Source organism: Hathewaya histolytica (assembly GCF_901482605.1).
GTDB lineage: Bacteria > Bacillota > Clostridia > Clostridiales > Clostridiaceae > Hathewaya > Hathewaya histolytica.
Map to the genome: position 1 here is coordinate 1,931,364 of NZ_LR590481.1, position 23,668 is coordinate 1,955,031.

A 23,668-nucleotide genomic window follows, 5' to 3' on the forward strand; every position below is an offset into this window, starting at 1 on the left:
TTAGCAAAATATCTTATTAATTTTCACAAGCTAAATTAGCTACTGTACAAGATGTTTTACATGCAGATTGGCATGAATTTGCACATTCCTTACACCCTGGTTTTTTTATGCTGTCCTTTAAATTAGATTTGTTTAAAACCTTTATGTGTTTCATGCATACTCCTCCATTAAACATTATTTCTATCAATTATAACATGATTTTGTAAATAAATAAAGGTTCTATTATAGGTTAATTCCTAACATTCCAGATAATGTACCTGCAAATACACATAATAAAACCCTACATAAGTCCTTCATTCCTAATGCATAATCTCTACCAGCTATAATTGATATTATATATATTAACAATATATATAATAATCCTACTAGCATTCCTACAAGCCATCCTTTTTCCTTAGCTTTTCTAGCTGCATAGGCTGCTCCATATAATACACTTACCAAGGTTATTATTAAAAATGTTATTCCTAAACTCTTCGTCTCCATATTTTTCGATGTAAGAGATGTTATTAAAGTATATAACAATAAACATACAATAGTTACAGTTGTGGACCTCAGTACCCCCAAGCCTATACTGGCATACCTTCTCTCATTTCCCATAAAAAAACCTCCCTTTACTAATTAATATTAATTATGCAAAAGGAAGTCTTTTTATTACTTAAATTTACTCTTCTATTTTATTTTCCTTAACTTCTACTTCTTCTCTAGAATATAATACAGAAGATATACCATTTTTATGAAGCTTTATTCTAGCCCTACTTGGACCTGATTCTAAAATAATATATTCATCTTCTATATTTATAATTCTACCCATTATTCCACCTTTAGTTAATATATCATCATTAACCTTGACATCTTTTAACATCTGGTTATACTTCTTTTTTCTCTTACTTTCTGGAATAAACACCATTGCATAAAATGCAACCATAGCTATAAGCAATGGTAACATGCCTCCTAATCCTTTCATTACTAATCACTCCTTTTTAATTTATTTATATGTAAGAAAGCTTTAACTAAGCTCTTCCATTCCATTCTCTAAGCTTTTGTTCTTTAAATTCATAAAAATAATCACCATCAATAGCATCTCTAATATCTTGCATTAACTTATTATAGAAATATAAATTGTGAAGTACACATAACCTCATTGCAAGCATTTCCTTTGCTTTAAATAAATGACGTATATATGCTCTTGTATAATGCTTACATGCTGGACATTGGCAACCTTCATCTATAGGTCTTTTATCTAATTCAAATTTGGCATTAAATAGATTTATTTTTCCCTCTTTAGTAAATACATGACCATGTCTACCATTTCTAGCTGGAAGAACGCAATCAAAGAAATCTACGCCTCTTTCAACAGATTCTAGTATATTACTTGGAATTCCTACTCCCATAAGATATATTGGTTTATCCTGAGGTAAGTGTGGAACTACAGAATCTATTATTCTGTACATTTCTTCATGGGTTTCTCCAACTGCAAGACCACCTATAGCATAACCATCAAGATTCATTTTTGATATAGTTTTAGCGTGTTCTATTCTTATATCATCATAAGTACCACCTTGATTTATTCCAAATAGCATCTGGTGTTTGTTCACTGTACTCTCTAAGGAATTAAGTTTATCCATCTCTTCTTTGCATCTTTCAAGCCATCTTGTAGTTCTAGCCACAGAATTTATAACATACTCCCTTGTTGATGGATTAGGTATACATTCATCAAAAGCCATGGCAATGGTTGAACCTAAGTTGCTTTGTATTTGCATACTCTCTTCAGGTCCCATGAAGATTTTCTTTCCATCTATATGCGAGTTAAAATAAACTCCTTCTTCTTCTATTTTTCTATTCCCTGATAGAGAAAACACTTGAAATCCACCTGAGTCTGTTAATATCGGTCTATCCCAATTCATAAATTCATGAAGACCACCCATTTCTCTTATAACCTTGTCACCAGGTCTTAAATGTAGATGATATGTATTAGAAAGCTCTACTTGACAATCTATTTCTTTAAGATCCATGGTAGACACAGCACCTTTAATTGCAGCTAGGGTACCTACATTCATAAATACAGGGGTTTGAATGGTTCCATGTACTGTTTTAAATTGCCCTCTTCTAATTTTATCCACTTTCTTAAGTAATTTGTATTCTCCCACTTAATCACTTCCTTATCTAAGGTATATCGTATAAAATTACTAAATTTATTTTTTCAATTCTGTTTTATAAATTAAATTATATACATAAATTTACTTTATAAACATAGCATCTCCGAAACTAAAAAATCTATATTTTTCCTTTACAGCAACTTCGTAAGCATTCATTACATTTTCTTTTCCTGCTAAAGCACTTACAAGCATTATTAATGTTGATTCTGGTAAATGGAAATTAGTTATAAGAGCATCCAATACCTTAAACTTATAACCAGGGAATATAAAAATATCTGTCCATCCAGAACACTCTTTAACTTTCCCATGCTCATTTCCTATACTTTCAATAGTCCTACAAGATGTCGTACCCACTCCTATTATTCTTCCACCATTTTTCTTTGTATTATTTATTATATCAGCAGTTTCTTTGCTCATTTGATAATATTCAGAATGCATATGATGTTCTTCTATAGTATCAGCTTTTACAGGTCTAAAAGTTCCAAGCCCTACATGTAGTGTTACGAAGGCAACAATTATTCCTTTATTTTTAATTTCTCCTAATAATTCCTCTGTAAAATGTAGACCTGCCGTAGGTGCTGCAGCGGAACCAGGTTCTTTAGAGTAAACTGTTTGATATCGCTCTTTCTCTTCCAATTTTTCAGTTATGTACGGTGGAAGAGGCATTTCTCCTAATCTATCTAAAACTTCTTCAAATATACCTTCATAGCTGAACTCTACAACCCTACTTCCATCTTCACCCATATCTATTACTTCTGCCTTTAACTCTCCACTTCCAAATACAAATTTGGAACCTATTTTAGCTCTTTTACCAGGCTTTACAAGTGTTTCCCATTTATTTTTATCTACCCTTTTTAAAAGCAAGAATTCCATTCGTCCCATAGTACCTTCTTTATGCCCTATAAGCCTTGCTGGTAGAACTCTTGTATCATTTAGAATAAGACAGTCCCCCGGATTGAAATATTCTATAATGTCTTTAAACACTCTATGCTCAATATTGCCTGTTTTCTTATCTAAAACCATCAACCTTGAGTGGTCTCTTTTTTCTAGTGGATGTTGTGCTATATATTCTTCTGGCAAATCAAAGCTAAAATCCTTTACTCTCAAAATTTACACCTTCTTTATTTAATTTTATCTATAAAAAATCATATTGTTTTTCTTCGTTATCCAAATTTTTTCTCTCAATTTTTAAATGTTCATAAGATTTATCTCCAGCAACTCTTCCCCTAGGAGTTCTTAGTAAGAATCCTTTTTGAAGCAGATATGGTTCATAAACATCTTCTAAAGTACTGGTTTCTTCTCCTATAAAGTATGCTAAAGTTTCAACTCCTACAGGACCACCATTAAAATTTTTTATTAAAGCTTCTATTATTTTATTGTCTATAGTATCAAATCCTTCATTGTCTATACCTAAAAACTCTGTAGATTTTTCAACTAAATTCCCATTTATAATTCCACTTTCTAAAACCTCGCAATAATCCCTAACTCTTTTTAAAAGTCTATTTGCGATTCTAGGAGTTCCTCTTGATCTTTTAGCTAACATTAAGGCTCCTTCTTTATCAATTTTAACATCTAAAATTTTAGCAGAGCGAATAATTATCTCCATTAGTTCATCTTCTTCATAAAATTCCATAGGACATAATACTCCAAATCTATCTCTAAGTGGCGATGTTAAAAGCCCTAATCTTGTAGTAGCACCTATTAAAGTAAACTGTGGAAGATCTATTCTTATGGATTTTGCCTGTGCTCCTTTTCCTATTACAATGTCAAGAGCATAATCTTCCATAGCTGGATATAATATTTCTTCTACAGAACGCGATAGTCTATGTATCTCGTCTATAAAAAGAACATCTTTATCCTTTAAGCTAGTTAATATAGCCGCTAAATCCCCCGCTCTTTCAATGGCAGGACCAGAAGTGACCTTTAAATCTCCTCCCATTTCTTTAGCTATAATATTAGCTAAAGTCGTTTTACCAAGACCAGGTGGACCATATAATAAAGTGTGATCCAGGGATTCATTTCTATTTTTAGCTGCTTTTATAAAAACATTTAAGTTTGTTTTTACTTTCTTTTGTCCTATATATTCATTTAACTTTTGAGGTCTTAAAGAAAATTCGTTATTTAAGTCTTCATCCATTAAAGAGGATGTTATGATTCTATTTTCCATGTTCCCCCACCTCAATTTCTAATTCATTAAGAACTTTAAGCTTTCTTTTATAATAATCTCTAAACTTTCTTTTTCCTCTACATTTTTTAGTGCTTTTTCGCATTCTTTTTCTGAGTACCCTAAAGACATTAAAGCTTCTTTCGCTTCTTCTAAAATTTTAGAAGAAACTTTAATATCATTGCTATCAGTTTGTATACCTTCGTCTAGATTCACATCTAATTTATCTTTAAGTTCTAATATTATTCTTTGAGCAGTTTTCTTTCCTATGCCAGGTGCTTTAATTAGTAACTTTTCATCTTCTAAAACTATAGCCCTTTTTAGATTTTCTACGTTAGTAATAGACAATAGTGATAAAGAGGCTTTTGCACCTATACCATTTACCGTTAATAATTTATTGAAAAGTTCTAATTCTTCTTTTGATCCAAACCCATATAATCCAATAAAATCTTCTCTTACTATTTGGGTTAAGTAAAGCATAATATGCTCACCTATGTTAGGCATATTAGCTATAGTATATCCTGAAGAATGAATCTTATATCCAATATCTCCATTTTCGATAACTATATACTCCTTGTTTATGCCCATATATGTACCTTTTATATATTCATACATTATATCACCTCAAAAATAAAGGACTATACTATACTTTATCATTTATGGCTAAGTAATTCAATATGTATTATTGTTATTGATTAGCTATACCTATTATAAAGAAAAAGATACCCTATATTTTGGGTATCCTACGTTCTGAAAATGGCTTCAACACCTTCTACAGCTTCTTCCTTTGTATTAAATTCGTAAATTTTATCACCTTTTTGCAAAAGTTCTATATCACCTTCAGGAAGTTGTTCAACTTTAATAGTTGTTATATCTTTAGGAGATTCTAAAAGCATATTTCCATTTTTATCAACTTTAAATATAGCTACACTTCCATCCTTAATTCCAATTACATATTTTCCTTCTTGATACTTATATTTATTTATAGACCTGGAAAAAACTATTTGGTCCTTTTTTATATCCTTTAAGTTATAGTCGTGTTTCTTAAAAACTGCAAGTACCTGCTCTTTAGTCATATCTGATATAACTTTTTTATCTTTATTGAACTTTTCAATACACTCATCCACAGTTGTTTTATTTTGTTCACCCTCAGGTTTTAAATACACACTTTCATAAACAATTTTAATGGAATTTGATGAATTATCAATATTAATTTTTTCCCCTGTTTTTGCTTCCCCTTGTTTATTACTAGATGCCTTATGATTTCTATTTTCAAAAGTACTTATACCATATGTAAGTAAAAATATTGCTATGAAAAATGATGGTATAAAAATTAATAATTTCTTCTTATTAGACATAATATCACTCCTTTTATTGTGTATTATGTCCAAATTTTGTAACTATATTCAATTATAAATTTATCTATTCAAAATCCTTAAACAATAAACTTGGTTGAACTCCAGTATTGTTTTGATATTTTCCACTAGTATACTTCTCATACTCTCCCTCAATATTGTGATAATATATTTGACATATTTCTATGTTTGGATAAATTCTTATAGGTTGAACACAGAATATTTCTAATGTCCAAAATCCTGAAAATCCTATATCACCAAAACCTGCTGTTATATGTATAAATAATCCTAATCTTCCTACAGAAGACCTTCCTTCTAGCATTGGAACTAATTTTTCTGTTCTTGTATGCTCTATTGTTCTTCCTAAATATAATTTACCTGGCTCTAAAAGAAGTCCTTCTTCTGGTATTGTAATTTTTTTAGCCTTATTCTCTTTCTTCATATCTAATACGTTATTTTCATAAACTAAAAGTTCATTATGTAATCTTAAATTATAACTATTTGGATTTAACTGATTGTCACTAAATGGCTCAATAAATATATCTTTATTTAATCTATTTTTAATTTCTTTTCCTGAAAGTATCATAATTTTCCTCCAAAATTTTATTAAATTCAAATTATAAATCATTAATTTCCAAACCATTATAGCAAAAAATCATAATTTAAGTCAAAATTTTATTACATATAAAAAGTAACTCCATAAGAAATAGCTAAGCTATTATATGGAGTTACCTCAACTAATAAAATATTATCTTCCTACTGAACCTTCTATATTAATTCTATATGGCATATAACTACCATTAAACATGTAAAGATGGATGTAATATCTACCTGGTTTATCTGCCTTAAACTTTCCACTTAAATTTTGCCCATCATCAGTGGCATAAGATACTGCATTATTATTTTCATCATATACTACCCAAGTAGCTCCTCCGTACCCTAATTTATTTATATCTATTTTTACTTCTCCTGGTGTTATAACATCAAAATAGAAATAATCTTGATCACTTGTATTTTCTATGGTTCCACTAACAGGTATACCTGGTACTATTGGACCACTTGCAGTTTCTTTACTGTTATTTGGTTCTTTTTCAGTGCCTATTGGATATACCGGATCTGTAATCTTAATCTTCATAGTTTTTTCACTCATTTGTCCACTACTATCCATTACTCTTAATGTTACAGTATATTCACCTTTTTTAGTATATACATGGCTTGGGTTTTGTTCACTGCTAAAATCACTTCCATCACCAAAGTCCCATTGATATCCTGCGATAGATCCATCTGGGTCATATGTTCCTTTTCCATAGAAAACAACTTTTTGATTTAAGGCTCCGGATTTAGGTACATGCATATATATAACTGGAAGTTTATTTTCTGAAAGATCCTTTATTTCTGCAGTAGTAGTAGATACTGAAGATTCTCCCTTGTCATCAGTAACTTTTAATTTCACTGTATAAGTTCCTACCTTGTCATATGAATGCTCTGGATTTTCCTCATTACTCTTATTACCATCTCCGAAATCCCATTCATAAGAAACTATTTTACCATCTGGATCGAAAGAGCCTTCACTAGAGAATTTGATTTTTTCTTTCTCTGTTCCCTTGTAAGTTCCATTGATCTTGCCATAAGGTAATGAATTTTTGGAATCACCTTCGTTTGGTAAATATCCGTGGAATACTACATCATAAGTAACTCTATTTGAAGAGTCAACTTTATAATTAGTGAAATAAGCAGTTAAAGTTTTATACCCACTCCAAGAATACGTATCTAATTTCTTAAGTGAATCATCTATAAACTTATTCATTGCTTTTTGATCTTCTAATTTCCCCTTAGATGCTCCACCTGTGTAACTACCTCTCAAAGTAAAGGTACTAAAATATTGTGATTTCTTAACTTCACTCTTAGCATCCTTTAATTTTGCTACTTCAGATATTTCAGAATAAATTTCATTAGGGTTCTTATAAGCATGCCTTACTAAATAATCATCAGCTACAAAAGGCACTGTTAAATTTTCATAATTATCTATGCGCTCCTGCATATGATCTTGATATTTATCATTTAAAGCATAATTAGAACTTAAATCTCTAATATAATTATCATATCCATCAACATCATTATTTTTTGCAAGATCATTTAGTTTATTTAATATACCCATATCTTTATTATACATATAATCCATAAACATACATGCATAATTATAGAATTCAAAACTAGCACCATATTTAGAATGTACAGTGTCTGAAAGCTTATATCTATTATTTCTTGTTGTATTATGAATATTTGATACTATACTCTTTCTTGGTAATATTCCAGAAGTTCTAGTAGAACCTGCAAATAATTCTGCTCCACCTTCTTCATACCAAGTTAATCTATCATTGTCATAAAGTTTTGTTCTTCCCCATTGTCCTGGAACTGCATATCTTCCTTGCAAATAATGTGTATATTCATGTCTAAATAATTCTTCTAATGTGTATGTGCTTTCTTGAGCTTCTCTTTCATAGGTGAAGAAAGTTCCTTCTGGCTCTATATACATACCACCATTATTAGTATCATATCCGTATAGAACACTATTGAGTTTATATTCTTCGGGACTGTTGTAGATAACCATTGTTAATATATCATCTGGATTACCTTCTTCTAATGGTTTGTCTATTCCGTATACTCTAAAGAATTGAGAGTTAACTTCCTTTGATGCCCAGTATAGTCTTTTAACTTTTTCTTCTTCTACTCTAGCACCAGCTTTTATTATTACTTTTCCATCATCAAATGTATAAGTTTTTGGACAGTATTTTTCTTTTCCTTCCTTTTTAAACTTATCTAAAGGTATTTTGTTTCCTTCAGCATCTTTTGAATCATAATGACGCTTAATTTGATCTGCTGATTGTAAATGTTGCATACTTAAATAAGGATAAACTTTCATAACCTCTGTTAAAGTTTCTATTCCTATTTTATTATTGCTATGTAACTTCCCTAAAGGTGCTATATGATATATACCGTTATCTATTATCCAAGAGTTATTATCATTTATTTTTCCATAAAGAGCTAACTTTTTAAGTTCATTTATAAACCCATCTATTTTACCATACCAAGGAGTGTTTTCTGGTTTTTCTTTAGTAGCTCTTAAATACTCAGTTATATCATAGGTAGGTGCAGCTAAAACATTAAATAATGCTTTTGACTTTAAATCATCAAGAGCGTATCTGTCTATATTCTTTATACAGTCTTGAAGTATTGGTGTAAAATTATTTACAACTTCTGGAGGCGCTGTTTCATTACCAGCTAAAAGTCCTGTTGCAGATACTATTTTATCTTGAACTTCAGTACCTAGTTTAAAATTAGGATTTTTTTGAATTGCTAATATAGAAGGTATTACCCTTTCTTTAAAAGACCTCTTGTTTATTTCATTCAATTCCTTGTTATGGAATCCTAAGTAAAATCCAGCTCTTACAACTTCTACTAAAGTAGGAATACCTTTATGATCTATCTCTGTATACTGAGGTGCCCTTCTACCAATTTCATCCATGATAAAGCTCATACGAGTTTTATTTCCATAGAACTCTTTTGCATCTGAACTATACTGAAAAAGGTCTGGTAAATTCTCAATTTCAGTCTTAACAAGCAAATCTACTAAGTCATAATAATTTAAAGTCTTTAAATATGATACTGTATACCTCTTACTTTCATTTTGTACAGCTGCTGTTGCATTATTTTTATCTACAGCTGCATAAATTGGTAATGTACTGTTCACTGTAAATATTGTAGCCATTGTTATAGCTAACATAAGCCTTTTAGATAAACATTTCCTTTTCATAGTCTTCCCCCTATTTAAAATAATTTTTAAAAAATTCATAATTCCTTCATTTATGCTCTTTTCATAATTATCTGAATATTTGTATTGAGGAATTATATAAGCCTTTTATTAAAGTATAACGCCATTTTTTAGTAGTGTCAACATTATTTATTAATATTTGTTATATATTTGTTTAATTTTTGTTTAATTTTTGTTAAGATATACCTGTTCATTAATTTTTTATTAATATTTAATTAAGTATATAAGAGAATATTAGGATAAAATAAATTTATAAAGATTCTATTTAAAACGGGAGGAGTTCTTATGAACCATAAAAAAGAAAAAGAATATAAAAAATTAGATACCGAGAAATTAAAAGAAAACTTAACTGAATTGCAATATAATGTAACTCAGAGAAATGCCACAGAAAAACCATTTTTAAATAAATATGATAAACATTTTGAAGACGGTATATATGTTGACATTGTATCTGGTGAACCACTATTCTTATCTATTGATAAATTTAATTCTGGATGTGGGTGGCCTGCTTTTTCAAAACCCATAAGCAGAAAATATATAAAAGAAAGAGCAGATTTCTCACATGGTATGTCCAGAATTGAAGTAAGGAGCAAAAATGCTGACTCTCATTTAGGTCATGTATTTAATGATGGTCCTATTGAAAATGGAGGAATGAGGTACTGTATAAATAGTGCCTCTTTAAAATTTATAGCAAAAGATAAGCTTAAAGAGGAAGGATATGAAGAATTTCTTCCTTTGTTTGAAAAAGATAAGCAAGAGCTATAAACTTACTAATCTAAAATATATTTTACAATATTTCTTATAATTTAAAGCACCTTTATATAAATAAAAAATCACATTTAATATAGAGGATATATATTAAATGTGATTTTAATATTACTATTTTTTTAATATATAAATTTTATTTTAAACATGTTTAAAATAAAATTATCTTATTCTTCCCATCCTTCTGGGAATTCAGCATTATGGTAAACATCTTGAACATCTTCATCATCTTCTAATACGTCAAGCATCTTTTGAAACTTACCTGCTGTATTTTCATCTATAACAGTATATGTATCTGGAATACTTTTAACTTCAGCTTCTAAGAATTCCAACCCTTTTTCCTCTAATGTTTCTCTCACAGAACCAAAATCTTCTGGTGAAGTAGTAATTATATAAACCTCATCTTCTGATTGGAAGTCCTCTGCTCCACACTCTAAGGCCATCATCATTAATTCTTCTTCATCAAGCTCATCATTCTTTTCTATAACAATTTGCCCCTTAGTTTGGAACATAAATGATACACAGCCAGTAGAACCTAGATTACCACCATGTTTTGAAAATGCATGTCTTACATTACCCGCACTTCTATTCTTATTATCTGTTAGTGCTTGTACTAATACTGCTATCCCATCTGGTCCATAACCTTCATAAAGTATTTCTTCATAATTAACTCCAGCAAGTTCTCCTGCTGCTTTCTTTATAGCTCTCTCTATTGAATCTTTAGGCATATTATTAGCTTTTGCTTTTGCTATAACGTCTCTTAGCTTAGGGTTCGCATCTGGGTTAGGACCTCCATTTTTAGCCGCGATAGCTATTTCCTTACCTATTTTTGTGAATATTTTTCCTCTTTTTGCATCTACTTTACTTTTTTTAGCTTGTATATTATGCCACTTTGAGTGTCCTGACATACCTATTCTCCTTCCAAATTATAACTTTCAATATAAATTCTCTAATTATTATAACATGTGCTATTATGCTTTTTCAACCTTCCTAAATTACTGTTCTTCCTCATATAATCTATCTTCTAGCTTAAAAAAGTACTTAGCATCATCTCTTAATAATATCCCATTTCCAGAAGTTATATTCATAACCTCTCTCTCCACGTCTGCTATCTTATCTAATTCTAAAAATACAGTAATAGTAACCTTATCTGAATATTGTATATCTTCTATATAAATATTCTTTTGAGAAAAAGTATATTGTATTTTTCCTAAAAGTTCGTACTCTACATCTATATTAACTTTTGCACCAATTATCTTTTCTACAACTCCAGCTTCTTTAATAGCATTTACAGCAGCTTTAGAGTACGCTCTGGTAAGTCCCGATGCCCCTAGCAGTATACCGCCAAAGTATCTAGTTACTACAACTACTGTATCCGTTATATTATTTTTCTTAATTACTTCTAGTATTGGTATACCACCTGTGCCTTTTGGTTCTCCATCATCACTATATCTTTGTATACCCATGTTTTCACCGATAATATATGCATAGACATTATGCCTTGCATCCTTATATTTTTCTTTAATTTCTTCAATAAACTGTTTTGCTTCCTCTTCAGAATTCACCCTTTTTACGTGTCCTATAAAAATAGATTTTTTTTCCTGAAATTCAGAATTAGCTTTGCTTTTAATAGTAAAGTAACTCATGAAATACCCCCTTTATATATTCTCTCTCATAATATCTTCTACAAACTGCAAGTAGGTTTCACAAGTATCTTTTAAATATTTTTTATCTGTGTTTTCATATATCTTTTTAATCTTTTCTATACCTCTTGTACTATTTATCTTTTGGAGAGATTTAATTGCATACTGCAATACTTGAGGATTATCATCTTCAAGCGCCCTTATTAAAGCACTCTCTCCTTTTAAATTTTCTAACTTCCCTAAGGCAGAAATAGCAAGCCTTCTTAAATTTATATTTTTATGAACTGAAGCTTTAAGCAATATGCTAATAGCGTTTTCTGCTTTCGCCTCTCCTATAATCCAAATGGCTCTTTCTTTTTTTGACCAATCCATACTATTATAATTATAAATTATATAATTTAATAATTCTGCCTTCAGATTTACACTCAAAAATCCTAAGGATCGTTTTCTATCTTCTTTAGCTACGGTACATAAATATTCAAAAAGTTCTTTTTCATTACTTGCTTTGGATAGAATTCCAAATTTTATTTTCCCATTTATAATATGAGATTGAATTTCTTCCCTACTTATAGATCGTATCTTGGAAATAACATCTATAGACTTCCCTTCTAAGAATAGATAGTATGAAATTTCTTCAGAAGAAAACTTATCAATATCTCTCCAAGCAAAATTAATTAAACCTTTTTTCAAGGATACTCACTCTCTTTATTATTTAGTTTTAAAAATTTCTTTCAATATGTTAGTTACACTTAGAATTTGGTCTGTTCTTAGGTTAGAGAATCCTAATTTAACATAATCTAGACCTTCTTTATAATTTTTATAAAAAAACACACCTGGTGTTGTTATAATATTTTGTTCTTTACATTTATAAAAAAAATCTATGGAATTTGTATTATGTAACTTTAAGTACAGATTCAACCCACCTTTAGGTAGATTAAAACTAACTTCTTCACTTAATTCTTTTGCTAAGACTTCTGTTAAAACATTATATGTTTCTTTATAATTATTTCTTAACATATCTATATGTTCTTTCCAATATCCTCTATTAATATATAAATCAAGAGCCCTTTGCATTAAACTTGATGTGGTTATATCAGTATTTATTTTACAATTTATAGTACTATCTAAAAACTTTTTAGGACAAATCAAGTATCCAAGTCTTATACCCGGTAAAAAAATCTTAGAAAAACTTTTTATATATATAACTCTATCATTAATATCAAGACTTTTAAAACTATTATAAGTAATACTTTCATCATATATAAGTTCTGATAAATAATCATCTTCTATAATATAAAAATCATATATACTTGCAAGTTCTAATATTCTTTTCTTTTTTTTCATACTATAAGAAACTCCAGTTGGATTTTGAAAATAACTCATAGCATAAAAACATTTAATTTTATTTTTCTGTAAAATCTTTTCAAATTGATCTAAATCTATACCATCATTTTCTATAGGAACTTCTATGATGTTAGCTCTTCTCCACTTAAATACAGAAAGTGCTCCATTGTAAGTGGGCTTTTCAACTATTATATTGTCTCTTACATTAATTATTGCCTTAGATATTACATCTATCCCTTGTTGAGCCCCAGATACAATTAAAATTTCTTCGCTTTTTCTTTTTCCATCCCAAAAAAAATTGTTAATACTCTTTCTAAGTCCTTCGTATCCTAACACTTCCTTATATATAAAAGCTTTCGACCCATCCCTATCTAATACTTCATTTAATACAGTTTTAAAATTCTTAATAGGAAAGTAACTACTAATTGTAGCTTCCCCCACAAGATCAATATACTTTTCTTGATTTTTATAACTTAAATTTTTAATTGTATTGGAATAATCTTTCTTAAATCTAGATCCTGTATCTCTTTTTTTAGCATAGGTTCCACTGCCTATTTTTTGAATTGCATAACCTTCTTCTTCCAATTTCCTATATGCATTAATTACCGTATCTTTATTAACATTCAAAAGTTCACTTAACTTTCTTATAGATGGAAGTTTTTCTCCATCATTTATAATACCTCTTTCAATAATAACTTTAATCTTTTGAGATATTTGAACATATTTGGGCTTATCAAGCTTAAACTCAATATAGTATATTTCCATGGCAATTTCCACTATAAATAATATACATTTTCATCAATTAAAGTCTCTTCATTTAAGGTTTTATATCCTCTTTTGCATCTATTGATTATGTTGAGTTCATATATACTATCTAAAATTTCTTCTATGTTTATATCATAGTGTTTAAAACCTAATTTATCCCTTATCTCGCTAGAACTTAATGCATTATCACTTTCTCTTAGGTACTGAATTATTATAGATGCATAAATTCTAATATTTTCATTAATTTTTCCTTCAATAAATCTTATGAATCTACCTATGCATTTCTCTAAATTATCTTTATCATTGAAAAGTTGTTCTACTTCTCTAGAAAGCTCTTCATCTGTACTAATTGCCATAGTAACAATATCTCTATTTATAATATATCCTGAGGAATTAACAACTAACTTTGAATAATCTCTCAAAACAATATTACAAAGCGTATATGCATTATATAGAGAGTCCATATATAAATATTTCCTACATTCTGAAACACTTTTTAAAAGTTTACTTAAAAAGGTTACATTCCATTTCTCTCTATGAATATCACTATAGAATCTCTCTTCATTATAAAGTCTATCTATTTCTGTATCTTTGGAATATACTAACTTTGATGAAGAAAATAGTCTGTGAATATGACTTCCCTTATTATCACCACTACATAAATTCATTAATTCATCCTTATGTATAAGTCTCACATGTATAGGTATTCCATCATAATCACTGTATATATTCACTATTTTTTCTTGTTTTTCACTACTTATAACCATCATATCTATATCAGACTTTTCCCATATGTCACCATTAACTATGGACCCAAAAACTACAATAGCAGCAACACTGTCTTTTGTCTTTAGATTTTCTAGTGCTTCATTAAATGCCTCTTGATACTCCGAAATAGTCTTAGGCATATTTTTTCCCTCCTAACATTTAACTTCATATTCCATACATTTATTGTATACTTCATCATCTACTAGTGCTTTTATCTTAGTGCCATCATCTTCGTAATTTTCATCTAAAACCTTGGCATTTCTGTGTATAAATGATGCTTTTCCTTGTTCTGTATATGGTATTAAAAATGTTATTTCTCTTAATGTTTGTGGTAAATTTTCGCAAATAGCATTTAGAATTAAATCTAAATTCTCTCCAGTTTTTGCAGATATAGTTACTAGTTTATATTTATTTAATTTTAACTCTATATCCTCTAATTCTTCCTTAGTTAGTTTATCTATTTTATTTAAAACTAATATGCATTCTTTAGGATCTACTCCAAGTTGTGATAAGACCATTTCAACAGCATCTATTTGTTCATAAAGTTTTTCTGAAGAGGAGTCTACAACATGTAGTAATAAATTCGAATTAACAACTTCCTCAAGAGTAGATTTAAATGATTCAACTAAATCATGAGGCAACTTTCTGATAAATCCTACAGTATCTGATAATGTACATGCCCTACCGTCTGGTAATGCTATAGCTCTTGTAGTAGTATCTAATGTTGCAAAAAGCATATTAGCTTCAAATACTTTTTCTTTATTTATATTTTCTTTTACAGGTGTAAGCTCACATAATTTGTTCCTAAGAGTAGATTTACCTGTATTAGTATATCCAACTAAAGAAATCTTAGGTATATTTCCTCTAACCCTCTTATCTCTTTGAATTTCTCTTATACTTGTAATTTTCTTAAGTTCCCTTGAGAGCTCAGTAATCCTCTCTCTTATCCTTCTTTTATCTATTTCTAATTTCTTTTCACCTGGACCTCTAGTTCCTATACCTCCACCAGTCCTAGATAAAATAGTACCTAGACCTATTAACCTAGCACTTCTATATCTTAATTGTGCAAGTTCTACCTGGAGCTTTGCCTCTCTACTTCTAGCCCTACTTGCAAAGATTTCTAATATTAATGTAGTTCTATCAATAACCTTAGTCCCTAAGTTTTCTTCTAAATTTCTAACTTGGGCTCCAGTTAATTCCTCATCAAATATTACAACGTTACCTTTATATGCCTGAAGGGCCATAGAAATTTCATCTACTTTTCCACTACCAACTAAAAAAGCATTATCAGCTCTTTCTCTTCTTTGAAATATACTACATACAGTCTCTACATTGCATGCCTCAGCTAACTCCTCTAATTCTTCTAAGCTTTCTTCACTTTCTATGCCAACTAAAACTGCCCTTTCACCTTGTTCCTCATATATTTCACTTTGTTTTATTAATTTCTCTACAAATTCTACTCTTTCTAAAAATCTTAAGGATATTGTCTCTTCAATTGTTAATGGACCAATTTCATCACAGCATAGTGTATCATTTTCAATAGAACAATACCCTACATTAACTTTCCTTCTATTTTCTTCTCCAACGCCTATAGCTACTATGCAATCTAACTTTAATTTTGTTAAAGCTGAAATATCAATAGCCGACAGTTTAGGATTTCCATTCGGATGAGTATGAATTATTCTAACTCCAGATAGTCTATTTTCTTTAATATCTATTAATGGAAGATCTACTGTAGAACTATCCCCTACGGCAACAGAAACTACCTTTCCTTTCCTACTAATAGCTATGCTTATTTCTCTATTTATTTTTAAAGTAACTTCTTCTATAACAGATACCATTTCTTCTGTGAAAATGCTATCTTTCCATACTGGCATTTTATAGATTTTTTCTAATCTTTCTAAAATACTGTCTTTTAATCCTTCGATATTTCCATATATCATAAAATCATCTCCTCACTTATAAAGGATTGCTTAAATTATTATTTTTAAACATACTTGACAACTATTATTTAATTTTATACTATAAAAACAACATTGTAAATAATATTAGAAGGCGGGTTGAAATTGGAAGATAAAAAGAGAAATATACTTATTGGGAAAGAAGAAATTGCATCTAAAATACAAGAAATAGGGGCTATAATCTCTAAAGATTATGAAGGCAAAAATTTATATGTACTTTCACTTTTAAGGGGTAGCTTTATTTTCACAGCAGATCTTGTTAGAGAACTACAAGTTAAAACTAAAATTGGTTTTATGACAACCTCTAGTTACGGTAATTCTGAAAATTCTTCTGGAACTGTTAAGGTTGTTAACGATGTACCTGATAATATAGAAGGTTTTGATGTACTTATAGTTGATGATATTATGGATACTGGTATAACTATGGAATTTGTAGTTAAACACTTAAAAGAATTAGGTGCAAATTCAGTCAATACCTGTGTACTTTTAGATAAACCAGAAAGAAGAGTAGCTAAAATCAAACCTGATTATACTTGCTTTGAAATACCTGACTTATTCGTGGTTGGCTATGGGTTAAATTATGGTGATTATTACAGAAATATTCCATATATTTTTAACTGGGAAAATAATTAAGCAAGGATTATTCTTGCTTAATTATTTTTATATCCAGCTTTATTTAAATCTAATTGAATTGCAGAATCAGGTATCTTACCAACGATTATAGTTTCTGAAATAGGCATTTCACTGTATACTTCCACATCTACAGATTTTAAAGGTATAATAATCCTAATTTTAGTTTTAAATTTTATAAAAATTTTATGGCTTGTCTGATTTATTCCTGCACTTTTAAATATTGATGAATAGGTTGTCTCTACATTACTTGTAGGTTCCATTTTTACGGCTATGTCCGGACCTATATATGAAAGAATATTATTTTTAGTTATATAGCCTAAAGAAAGCTTTATACCTATCCTTCCTAATTCGTTTAATTTTTTCTGACCTTTTAATGATATATTTGAAGCTATCTTATTAAGTTTTAAAATATCAGCCCTTATAAGTGATATATTACCTTCGTCATCTTTGTCAATTTTAATTATATCATTATAGTTAAATCCTTTTTCAACTTCATCTATGATACAACCGTTTATAATCTCAATAGTTTTAGCTCTCATCTCTGCTTCAGAAACAGCTAAAACTGTGGGTGTCACTATGGAATCGAATAAATAAACAAAAGTAATAATTATAATAATAATACATATAATTAATGAAATTAGTTTAGCTTTGATGTTAAACTTCATATTTTTATTCCTCCAAAAATCTTAGCCTATAGTTTATAATGTATTATGGAAACTTTTTTATTATGTTTAATAATTTCCACTGGTTCATTTAACTTTTAATAACATTAATTTTTATGATATAATGTATTAATGATTTAAAAAGCATTTTGATCCTAAGGAGGATAGTAATGAGTCAAAACAAAAAAATGACGAATAAAAAAACAAAAAATAAAAATAAAAAAAAGAAATTTAAGGTAGTCATGCTTACTTTATTATTTATGTTTCTAACAACTATTGTAGTTGGAAGTGCTGTTTTTCTTGGTATGATTAAAACTGCACCTGAAATTAATGTAAGTATGATAACTTCACTTAACGAACCAACAAAGTTTTATGATAATAAAGGAAAGGTTATAGATGAATATTTAACTACGGAAAGACGAGATCCTGTAGAATTTAAAGAGATTCCTAAAAATCTCTCTGATGCCTTTGTTTCTATTGAAGATGAAAGGTTCTATAAGCACCATGGCCTTGATTACAAACGTCTGGCTGGGGCAACTCTTTCTAACTTTAAAAACCTTTTAAAAGGCAAACGAAATTTCCAAGGTGGCTCAACAATAACTCAACAACTTATAAAACAAAGATATTTCCTAGAACAATCTTTAAGTAATAGATTAAGTATAGAAAGAAAAATTCAGGAAATGTATTTATCAACACAACTTGAAAAAAAAGTTTCAAAAGAAAAAATCTTAGAGACATACATGAATACAATACCACTAGGCGGTTCTGCCTATGGTGTTAAGTCTGCTGCAAGACAATATTTTAATAAGGATCTAAAAGATTTAACTTTAACAGAATGTGCTTTCATTGCTAGTTGTGCACAAAGCCCATCAGTATCTTATGGTGCTGCTAAGTATTCTTTTGATAAAAATCAAATACATGAATCTCCAAGAACTCAAGCTGTGTTAAAAAAGATGCTTGAAGGTAACTATATTTCAAATGATGAATATGAAAAGGCTCTTAAACCTCAGTTAAAATATGCTCTTAATAATAAAACAAAAAATAAAATGAATTATGAATGGTTTTCAAGACCTGTAATAGATGAAGTTATCAAAGATTTAAAATCAAAATATAACTATTCTGATAATGAAGTTAATTCACTTTTAGCGTATGGTGGTTTGAAAATTTATACAACTATGGATACAGAACTTCAAAAGAAATCTAAGGAAATACTAGATGATAGCTCAAGTAATGAGAAGACACGTTCTTGGCAATACATATTCCCTAGAAAAGGAAACTTAGAACCAGTTCAGCCAAACTTACAAGCTTCTGCAACTATAATAGATTATCGTACTGGTGAGGTTAAAGCTATAATAGGTGGTAGAGGTGAACAAGGTCCCCTATCTTACAATAGAGCGGCCTCTTCTAAGTTCTTAAGAGCTCCAGGTTCTGCAATTAAACCACTTACTGTATTTGCTCCAGCTATAGATTCCAAAATAGCCACTGCTGGAACAGTATTTGAGGATTCTCCTCTATCTAACGATTTAGCAAATTTATATGGTGCTAAGGGTAAACCTTATCAACCTAAAAATGCTAGTAGAACCTTCGCAGGATATATGCCTTTAAGAGAGGCTATTAGGGTTTCCTCTAACCTTGTATCTGTTAAGTTGACACATGAAGTAAGTTTAAAGACTTCTGCGCTATATGGTGAAAAATTTGGTCTACAATTAGATGATCAAGATAAAAAAAGTATAGCTGCCCTTGCACTAGGTCAGTTAGATAGTGGTCAATATAATGGTACAAACCCACTTACTTTATCTGCTGCCTATGGCGTATTTGGAAATAACGGAAATATAGTTAGACCAAGAGTATATACAAAAGTTTTAGATAGAACAGGAAAAAATATATTAGAAACCAAAACACAGAGTAATAAAGTACTTTCTCCAGAAGCTGCCTACATTATGTATGATATGCTTAAAGAACCGGTTTCCCCTGGTGGAACTGGTCGTAATGCTAATTTTGAAGGTATGAGTGTAAGAGGTAAAACTGGTACATCCTCAAACGGTAAGGACCTTTGGTTCTCTGGTCTAACTCCATATTATTCAGCTACTGTATGGGTTGGAAATGATGATAATTCAGATATACAGGGTGGAATATATAGTTCAACTGTGGGAAAACTTTGGAGTAGAATTATGCAAGAAGCTCATAAGAATTTACAAGATAAAGATATACCTAGACCAAGTAATATAGTAGAATCAAAAGTCTCTATGGATTCTGGTACCCTTCCATCAGAACTCTCATATAAAGATCCTAGAGGTTCGAGAGTATATACAGAACTATTTATAAAAGGAACTGAACCTACTACCTATGATAATGTACATGTTAGTGCAAGTGTAGTTGATAAGGGTAATAGAAAATATGTATTAGCTAGTTCAAGTAGTAATCCTAGAACTGTACAACAGAGAGTATTTATAAAGAGAGATTATACTCCATCTGCCTACTTAAAGGATCAACCTTATGTGTTACCAAAAGCATATGACGATTCTAAATTTCAAATTACTAATATAGATACCAGTAATAAAGATAAGGAGAAAAATAAAGAAAAGGAGAAGGAAAAAGATAATCCAAATCAAGGAAATCCCACTCCTGATACTACACAAAATCAAACTCCACCATCAACACCTGTAAATCCTAATTCATCTTTACCTGGTTCTGAAGGACAAAAAAAGGAAAAAGATAAATTAAAGGATAAGCTAAAAAAAGCTAATTAAAAAACAAAATAATAAATAAAATTAAAATAGGATAGCAAATGCTATCCTATTTTAATTTTTAGTTTTAGGTTCAAATATCAAAGCTGCGGTATACCCAAATACGATTGCCGCTGCTATTCCAGCAGCCGTACCTTTTATGCCACCAGTAAATATCCCTAAGAACCCTATTGCTTCAACTTCTTTAATTACACCTTTAGCTAGTGTATTACCAAAACCGGGTAATGGCACTGTGGCTCCAGCTCCTCCAATAGCCACAAGTTTATCATATAATCCAAAAGCCCCTAATATTACACCTATTGTTACAAAACTAACTAGTATTCTTGCTGGGGTAAGTTTTGTTGTATCCATTAATATTTGAGCAATTACACAAATTATTCCACCTACTATAAAGCTCATTAAATAGTTCATTATTTTTTACCTCCTATTTCTATAGCAACAGCATGCGCTATACTAGGAATACTTTCTCCTTGAAGAGAAGATGTTGGGCTCATCAATGCTCCAGTTGACACTAATAGCACTCTTTTTAATTTTCTTGTTAACATATTTTTGTATATATATCCTGTGGTAACGACAGCAGAACATCCACATCCGCTACCGCCACACTGAACATCTTGTTTTTCAGCATCAAAAACTTCAATGCCACAATCCTTATAAACTTTACTTATATCATAATCATATTGACGCAGTAATTGTTCAGTTATATCTTTTCCTAATTTACCTAAATCTCCTGTTATTATAAGGTCATAATCATTTGGTTTTCTATTTGTATCATCTAAATGCTGCTTTATAGTATCCACTGCAGCTGGTGCCATTGCAGATCCCATATTGTTAGGATCTGTTTCCCCATAATCTTTTACTTTTCCTAATGTTACATGAGTAACATATGGATAATCTCCATTCTTACCAAGTACCATTGCTCCAGATCCAGTTACGGTCCGTTGAGCAGTTGGAGACATTTGAGATCCATATTCTAATGGATTTCTAAATTGTCTTTCTGCACTTGAAAAATGTGAAGATGTAGCTGCCACAGTGAACTTAGCAAATCCCCCATCCATAACCATGGCTGCCATACTCAACGAAAGGGCCATAGTCGAACATGCTCCATATAATCCAATAAAAGGTATATTTATATCCCTTATGGCAAAGTTAGATGCCGTTAATTGATTTAAAAGGTCACCTGCAAATAAAAAATCAATATCATCATCTTTTAAGTTAGCTCTTTTAATAGCCTCTTCGATAGATACATAAAGAAGACTACTTTCTGCTTTCTCAAAAGTATCCTGACCATTTAGATCATCTTCTAATATTGTATCGAAATAATCTTTTAATGGTCCCTGCCCTTCCATTGGACCTACAATGTTATATGTGGAAACTATTCTTGGTTTATTTTCCATAATTAAGGTCTGTTTTCCCACCTTTTTAGACACTTCTACCACCGCCTTATATATTTTTATAAACTTACTTTATATAACAAAAAAGTAATATATAATTCCTACAATTACAGATGAAGTTATACCATAGACTAATACAGGGCCTGCAATAGTAAACATTTTAGCCGCAACCCCAAATACAAATCCCTCTTTTTTAAATTCCATGGCTGGAGATACTATAGAGTTAGAAAATCCAGTTATAGGTACTACACTACCAGCTCCTGCATATTCTGCAACTTTATCATATATCCCTATACCAGTTAAAAATGCACCCAGAAAAATCATAGTTATTGAAACTAAAGCTGCAGAAGCTTGCTTATCAAATCCAAACCTTAAATATATGGTATTAATAAACTCACCTATTGTACAAATTAATCCTCCCACCCAGAATGCCCTAATACAGTGTATAAAAATGGGGGGATTGGGTTTCTTTTCTTCTTTTATTTTTTGAAATTCCTCTCTTAAACTTTTATCTTTTAATTCCTCTTTCTTCTTATTACTTTTATTTTGATTTTTCACCCTATATCCTGAATAATTTCAGGATTTTCACCTACCTTTCACTCTACTATAAATTTAATAATAGTTTTTGCAAAAAATTTTTTTTTAACCAAAAATTAAGCATCTTATATTTAAATATTTAAATATAAGATGCTTAATTAAAGTTTTTTATATTTATTAAATTTTATTCTAGCCACTTAATTTTTCTCTCATTTGTTTTAATACTTTTTTCTCAATTCTAGAAACTTGTACCTGACTTATACCCAAAACCTTAGCAACTTGCACTTGAGTTTTATCTTTAAAATACCTTAAAACTATTACTTGTCTAGCCTTAAAATCTAAGGTTCGTAGTAATTCTTTTAAAGCTATTTTATCAACTATACTTTCACTTTCTTCATAATTATTACTTATTTTATCTATTAAAAGTACTGGTGCACCATCATCTTGATGTATAGTATCATATAAATATTGTGGACCAGAAATAGCCTCTAGGGCAAAAACTATATCCTCTTTATCCATATTAGAATACTTAGCCAATTCTTCTATACTAGGTTCTCTTCCTAATTTATTAGTTAAATTCTCCCTATCATAATGTAATTGTTTTGCAGTGCTCTTTACACTTCTACTTACTTTTATAATACCATCATCCCGTAGAAATCGCTTTATTTCTCCCATTATCATTGGAACAGCATAAGTAGAAAATTTAACATTAAACTTAGAATCAAAATTATTGACAGCTTTCACAAGTCCTATACACCCTATTTGAAATAAATCTTCGTATTCATATCCTCTATTTAAAAATTTCTTACATATAGAAGCCACTAATGGAAAATTCAGTTCACTTATTTGGTTTAAAGCTGTTTTATCTCCTGTTTTAGCTCTGTTAATAAGTTCTATATTATCGTCATAATTAAGATTATTTAAGTTTTCATTGTTATTCAT

24 protein-coding genes are annotated in these 23,668 nt (G+C 29.8%); 3 read left to right on the forward strand and 21 right to left on the reverse strand.

Translation table 11 applies throughout. The features are described from left to right. Positions 1-16: 16 nt before the first annotated feature. The 10 genes from scfA to colH all read right to left on the reverse strand — a co-directional run bounded on the left by scfA (position 17) and on the right by colH (position 9,489). Entirely contained in the window at positions 17-154 is a 138-nt protein-coding gene (scfA, locus tag FGL08_RS09415; RefSeq protein WP_138210543.1) for a six-cysteine ranthipeptide SCIFF, read from the reverse strand. Between the two features lie 68 nt (positions 155-222). Then, positions 223-597 (reverse strand): TIGR04086 family membrane protein, encoded by a 375-nt coding sequence (locus FGL08_RS09420; RefSeq protein ID WP_138210544.1) that lies wholly within the window; start codon positions 595-597, stop codon positions 223-225. A gap of 64 nt (positions 598-661) precedes the next feature. Continuing rightward, on the reverse strand, positions 662-964 hold the full coding sequence (gene yajC / locus FGL08_RS09425) for a preprotein translocase subunit YajC (RefSeq protein ID WP_138210545.1): 303 nt from the start codon (positions 962-964) through the stop codon (positions 662-664). A 46-nt stretch (positions 965-1,010) separates the two neighbouring features. Further along, positions 1,011-2,147 carry a tRNA guanosine(34) transglycosylase Tgt gene (gene tgt / locus FGL08_RS09430; RefSeq protein ID WP_138210546.1) on the reverse strand — a complete coding sequence of 379 codons (1,137 nt, stop codon included), beginning with the start codon at positions 2,145-2,147 and terminating at the stop codon, positions 1,011-1,013. Positions 2,148-2,237: 90 nt separating this feature from the next. Continuing rightward, entirely contained in the window at positions 2,238-3,263 is a 1,026-nt protein-coding gene (queA, locus tag FGL08_RS09435) for a tRNA preQ1(34) S-adenosylmethionine ribosyltransferase-isomerase QueA (protein ID WP_138210547.1), read from the reverse strand. A 28-nt stretch (positions 3,264-3,291) separates the two neighbouring features. After that, positions 3,292-4,323: a Holliday junction branch migration DNA helicase RuvB gene (gene ruvB, locus FGL08_RS09440; RefSeq protein ID WP_138210548.1), complete on the reverse strand. Its 1,032-nt coding sequence runs from the start codon at positions 4,321-4,323 to the stop codon at positions 3,292-3,294. Between the two features lie 18 nt (positions 4,324-4,341). Beyond that, entirely contained in the window at positions 4,342-4,935 is a 594-nt protein-coding gene (gene ruvA, locus FGL08_RS09445; protein WP_138210549.1) for a Holliday junction branch migration protein RuvA, read from the reverse strand. Between the two features lie 128 nt (positions 4,936-5,063). Further along, positions 5,064-5,678 carry a hypothetical protein gene (locus FGL08_RS09450; RefSeq protein WP_138210550.1) on the reverse strand — a complete coding sequence of 205 codons (615 nt, stop codon included), beginning with the start codon at positions 5,676-5,678 and terminating at the stop codon, positions 5,064-5,066. Positions 5,679-5,742: 64 nt separating this feature from the next. Next, positions 5,743-6,261: a dCTP deaminase gene (gene dcd / locus FGL08_RS09455; RefSeq protein WP_138210551.1), complete on the reverse strand. Its 519-nt coding sequence runs from the start codon at positions 6,259-6,261 to the stop codon at positions 5,743-5,745. Between the two features lie 162 nt (positions 6,262-6,423). Next, on the reverse strand, positions 6,424-9,489 hold the full coding sequence (gene colH / locus FGL08_RS09460; protein ID WP_171012037.1) for a collagenase ColH: 3,066 nt from the start codon (positions 9,487-9,489) through the stop codon (positions 6,424-6,426). Positions 9,490-9,792: 303 nt separating this feature from the next. On the opposite strand from colH, the gene msrB reads away from it, so the two are divergent. Next, the gene (msrB, locus tag FGL08_RS09465) at positions 9,793-10,272 is read left to right on the forward strand and encodes a peptide-methionine (R)-S-oxide reductase MsrB (RefSeq protein ID WP_138210553.1); all 480 of its coding nucleotides are present in this window, start codon (positions 9,793-9,795) and stop codon (positions 10,270-10,272) included. Positions 10,273-10,439: 167 nt separating this feature from the next. Here the strand turns inward: msrB and FGL08_RS09470 are convergent, their stop codons facing one another. The 6 genes from FGL08_RS09470 to hflX all read right to left on the reverse strand — a co-directional run bounded on the left by FGL08_RS09470 (position 10,440) and on the right by hflX (position 16,735). Then, the gene (locus FGL08_RS09470; protein ID WP_138210554.1) at positions 10,440-11,180 is read right to left on the reverse strand and encodes a YebC/PmpR family DNA-binding transcriptional regulator; all 741 of its coding nucleotides are present in this window, start codon (positions 11,178-11,180) and stop codon (positions 10,440-10,442) included. 87 nt (positions 11,181-11,267) lie between these two features. Beyond that, on the reverse strand, positions 11,268-11,918 hold the full coding sequence (locus FGL08_RS09475) for a YigZ family protein (protein WP_138210555.1): 651 nt from the start codon (positions 11,916-11,918) through the stop codon (positions 11,268-11,270). A gap of 12 nt (positions 11,919-11,930) precedes the next feature. Beyond that, a complete protein-coding gene (locus FGL08_RS09480) occupies positions 11,931-12,605 on the reverse strand; it encodes a HEAT repeat domain-containing protein (RefSeq protein WP_138210556.1) in 675 nt (224 codons plus the stop codon). 18 nt (positions 12,606-12,623) lie between these two features. Further along, positions 12,624-14,024 (reverse strand): MocR-like pyridoxine biosynthesis transcription factor PdxR, encoded by a 1,401-nt coding sequence (gene pdxR, locus FGL08_RS09485; protein ID WP_138210557.1) that lies wholly within the window; start codon positions 14,022-14,024, stop codon positions 12,624-12,626. An 11-nt stretch (positions 14,025-14,035) separates the two neighbouring features. Continuing rightward, a complete protein-coding gene (locus FGL08_RS09490; protein WP_138210558.1) occupies positions 14,036-14,932 on the reverse strand; it encodes a nucleotidyltransferase domain-containing protein in 897 nt (298 codons plus the stop codon). A gap of 12 nt (positions 14,933-14,944) precedes the next feature. Beyond that, positions 14,945-16,735, reverse strand: coding sequence for a GTPase HflX (gene hflX, locus FGL08_RS09495; protein ID WP_138210559.1), 1,791 nt, complete (start codon positions 16,733-16,735; stop codon positions 14,945-14,947). A gap of 123 nt (positions 16,736-16,858) precedes the next feature. Between hflX and hpt the strand changes: the two genes are divergently transcribed. Further along, positions 16,859-17,386: a hypoxanthine phosphoribosyltransferase gene (hpt, locus tag FGL08_RS09500; RefSeq protein ID WP_138210560.1), complete on the forward strand. Its 528-nt coding sequence runs from the start codon at positions 16,859-16,861 to the stop codon at positions 17,384-17,386. Positions 17,387-17,403: 17 nt separating this feature from the next. Here hpt and yunB read toward each other — a convergent pair whose 3' ends face one another. Further along, entirely contained in the window at positions 17,404-18,051 is a 648-nt protein-coding gene (gene yunB, locus FGL08_RS09505) for a sporulation protein YunB (protein WP_138210561.1), read from the reverse strand. A 167-nt stretch (positions 18,052-18,218) separates the two neighbouring features. On the opposite strand from yunB, the gene FGL08_RS09510 reads away from it, so the two are divergent. Next, a complete protein-coding gene (locus FGL08_RS09510) occupies positions 18,219-20,798 on the forward strand; it encodes a transglycosylase domain-containing protein (RefSeq protein ID WP_138210562.1) in 2,580 nt (859 codons plus the stop codon). Positions 20,799-20,849: 51 nt separating this feature from the next. Here the strand turns inward: FGL08_RS09510 and spoVAE are convergent, their stop codons facing one another. The 4 genes from spoVAE to sigF all read right to left on the reverse strand — a co-directional run bounded on the left by spoVAE (position 20,850) and on the right by sigF (position 23,668). Continuing rightward, positions 20,850-21,206: a stage V sporulation protein AE gene (gene spoVAE / locus FGL08_RS09515; RefSeq protein WP_138210563.1), complete on the reverse strand. Its 357-nt coding sequence runs from the start codon at positions 21,204-21,206 to the stop codon at positions 20,850-20,852. After that, positions 21,206-22,225: a stage V sporulation protein AD gene (gene spoVAD / locus FGL08_RS09520; RefSeq protein ID WP_138210564.1), complete on the reverse strand. Its 1,020-nt coding sequence runs from the start codon at positions 22,223-22,225 to the stop codon at positions 21,206-21,208. The genes spoVAE and spoVAD overlap by 1 nt, the downstream gene beginning before the upstream one ends. Positions 22,226-22,261: 36 nt before the next feature. Next, the gene (gene spoVAC, locus FGL08_RS09525) at positions 22,262-22,747 is read right to left on the reverse strand and encodes a stage V sporulation protein AC (protein ID WP_138210565.1); all 486 of its coding nucleotides are present in this window, start codon (positions 22,745-22,747) and stop codon (positions 22,262-22,264) included. Between the two features lie 168 nt (positions 22,748-22,915). Beyond that, the gene (sigF, locus tag FGL08_RS09530; RefSeq protein WP_138210566.1) at positions 22,916-23,668 is read right to left on the reverse strand and encodes an RNA polymerase sporulation sigma factor SigF; all 753 of its coding nucleotides are present in this window, start codon (positions 23,666-23,668) and stop codon (positions 22,916-22,918) included.

Excerpts from the sequence above, each read along its gene's own strand:
- scfA (WP_138210543.1), bottom strand. The coding sequence starts at position 154 with ATGAAACACATAAAGGTTTTAAACAAATCTAATTTAAAGGACAGCATA.
- FGL08_RS09420 (WP_138210544.1), bottom strand. The coding sequence starts at position 597 with ATGGGAAATGAGAGAAGGTATGCCAGTATAGGCTTGGGGGTACTGAGG.
- yajC (WP_138210545.1), bottom strand. The coding sequence starts at position 964 with ATGAAAGGATTAGGAGGCATGTTACCATTGCTTATAGCTATGGTTGCA.
- ruvB (WP_138210548.1), bottom strand. The coding sequence starts at position 4,323 with ATGGAAAATAGAATCATAACATCCTCTTTAATGGATGAAGACTTAAAT.
- ruvA (WP_138210549.1), bottom strand. The coding sequence starts at position 4,935 with ATGTATGAATATATAAAAGGTACATATATGGGCATAAACAAGGAGTAT.
- FGL08_RS09450 (WP_138210550.1), bottom strand. The coding sequence starts at position 5,678 with ATGTCTAATAAGAAGAAATTATTAATTTTTATACCATCATTTTTCATA.
- dcd (WP_138210551.1), bottom strand. The coding sequence starts at position 6,261 with ATGATACTTTCAGGAAAAGAAATTAAAAATAGATTAAATAAAGATATA.
- colH (WP_171012037.1), bottom strand. The coding sequence starts at position 9,489 with ATGAAAAGGAAATGTTTATCTAAAAGGCTTATGTTAGCTATAACAATG.
- msrB (WP_138210553.1), top strand. The coding sequence starts at position 9,793 with ATGAACCATAAAAAAGAAAAAGAATATAAAAAATTAGATACCGAGAAA.
- FGL08_RS09470 (WP_138210554.1), bottom strand. The coding sequence starts at position 11,180 with ATGTCAGGACACTCAAAGTGGCATAATATACAAGCTAAAAAAAGTAAA.
- FGL08_RS09475 (WP_138210555.1), bottom strand. The coding sequence starts at position 11,918 with ATGAGTTACTTTACTATTAAAAGCAAAGCTAATTCTGAATTTCAGGAA.
- pdxR (WP_138210557.1), bottom strand. The coding sequence starts at position 14,024 with ATGGAAATATACTATATTGAGTTTAAGCTTGATAAGCCCAAATATGTT.
- FGL08_RS09490 (WP_138210558.1), bottom strand. The coding sequence starts at position 14,932 with ATGCCTAAGACTATTTCGGAGTATCAAGAGGCATTTAATGAAGCACTA.
- hflX (WP_138210559.1), bottom strand. The coding sequence starts at position 16,735 with ATGATATATGGAAATATCGAAGGATTAAAAGACAGTATTTTAGAAAGA.
- yunB (WP_138210561.1), bottom strand. The coding sequence starts at position 18,051 with ATGAAGTTTAACATCAAAGCTAAACTAATTTCATTAATTATATGTATT.
- FGL08_RS09510 (WP_138210562.1), top strand. The coding sequence starts at position 18,219 with ATGAGTCAAAACAAAAAAATGACGAATAAAAAAACAAAAAATAAAAAT.
- spoVAE (WP_138210563.1), bottom strand. The coding sequence starts at position 21,206 with ATGAACTATTTAATGAGCTTTATAGTAGGTGGAATAATTTGTGTAATT.
- sigF (WP_138210566.1), bottom strand. The coding sequence starts at position 23,668 with ATGAATAACAATGAAAACTTAAATAATCTTAATTATGACGATAATATA.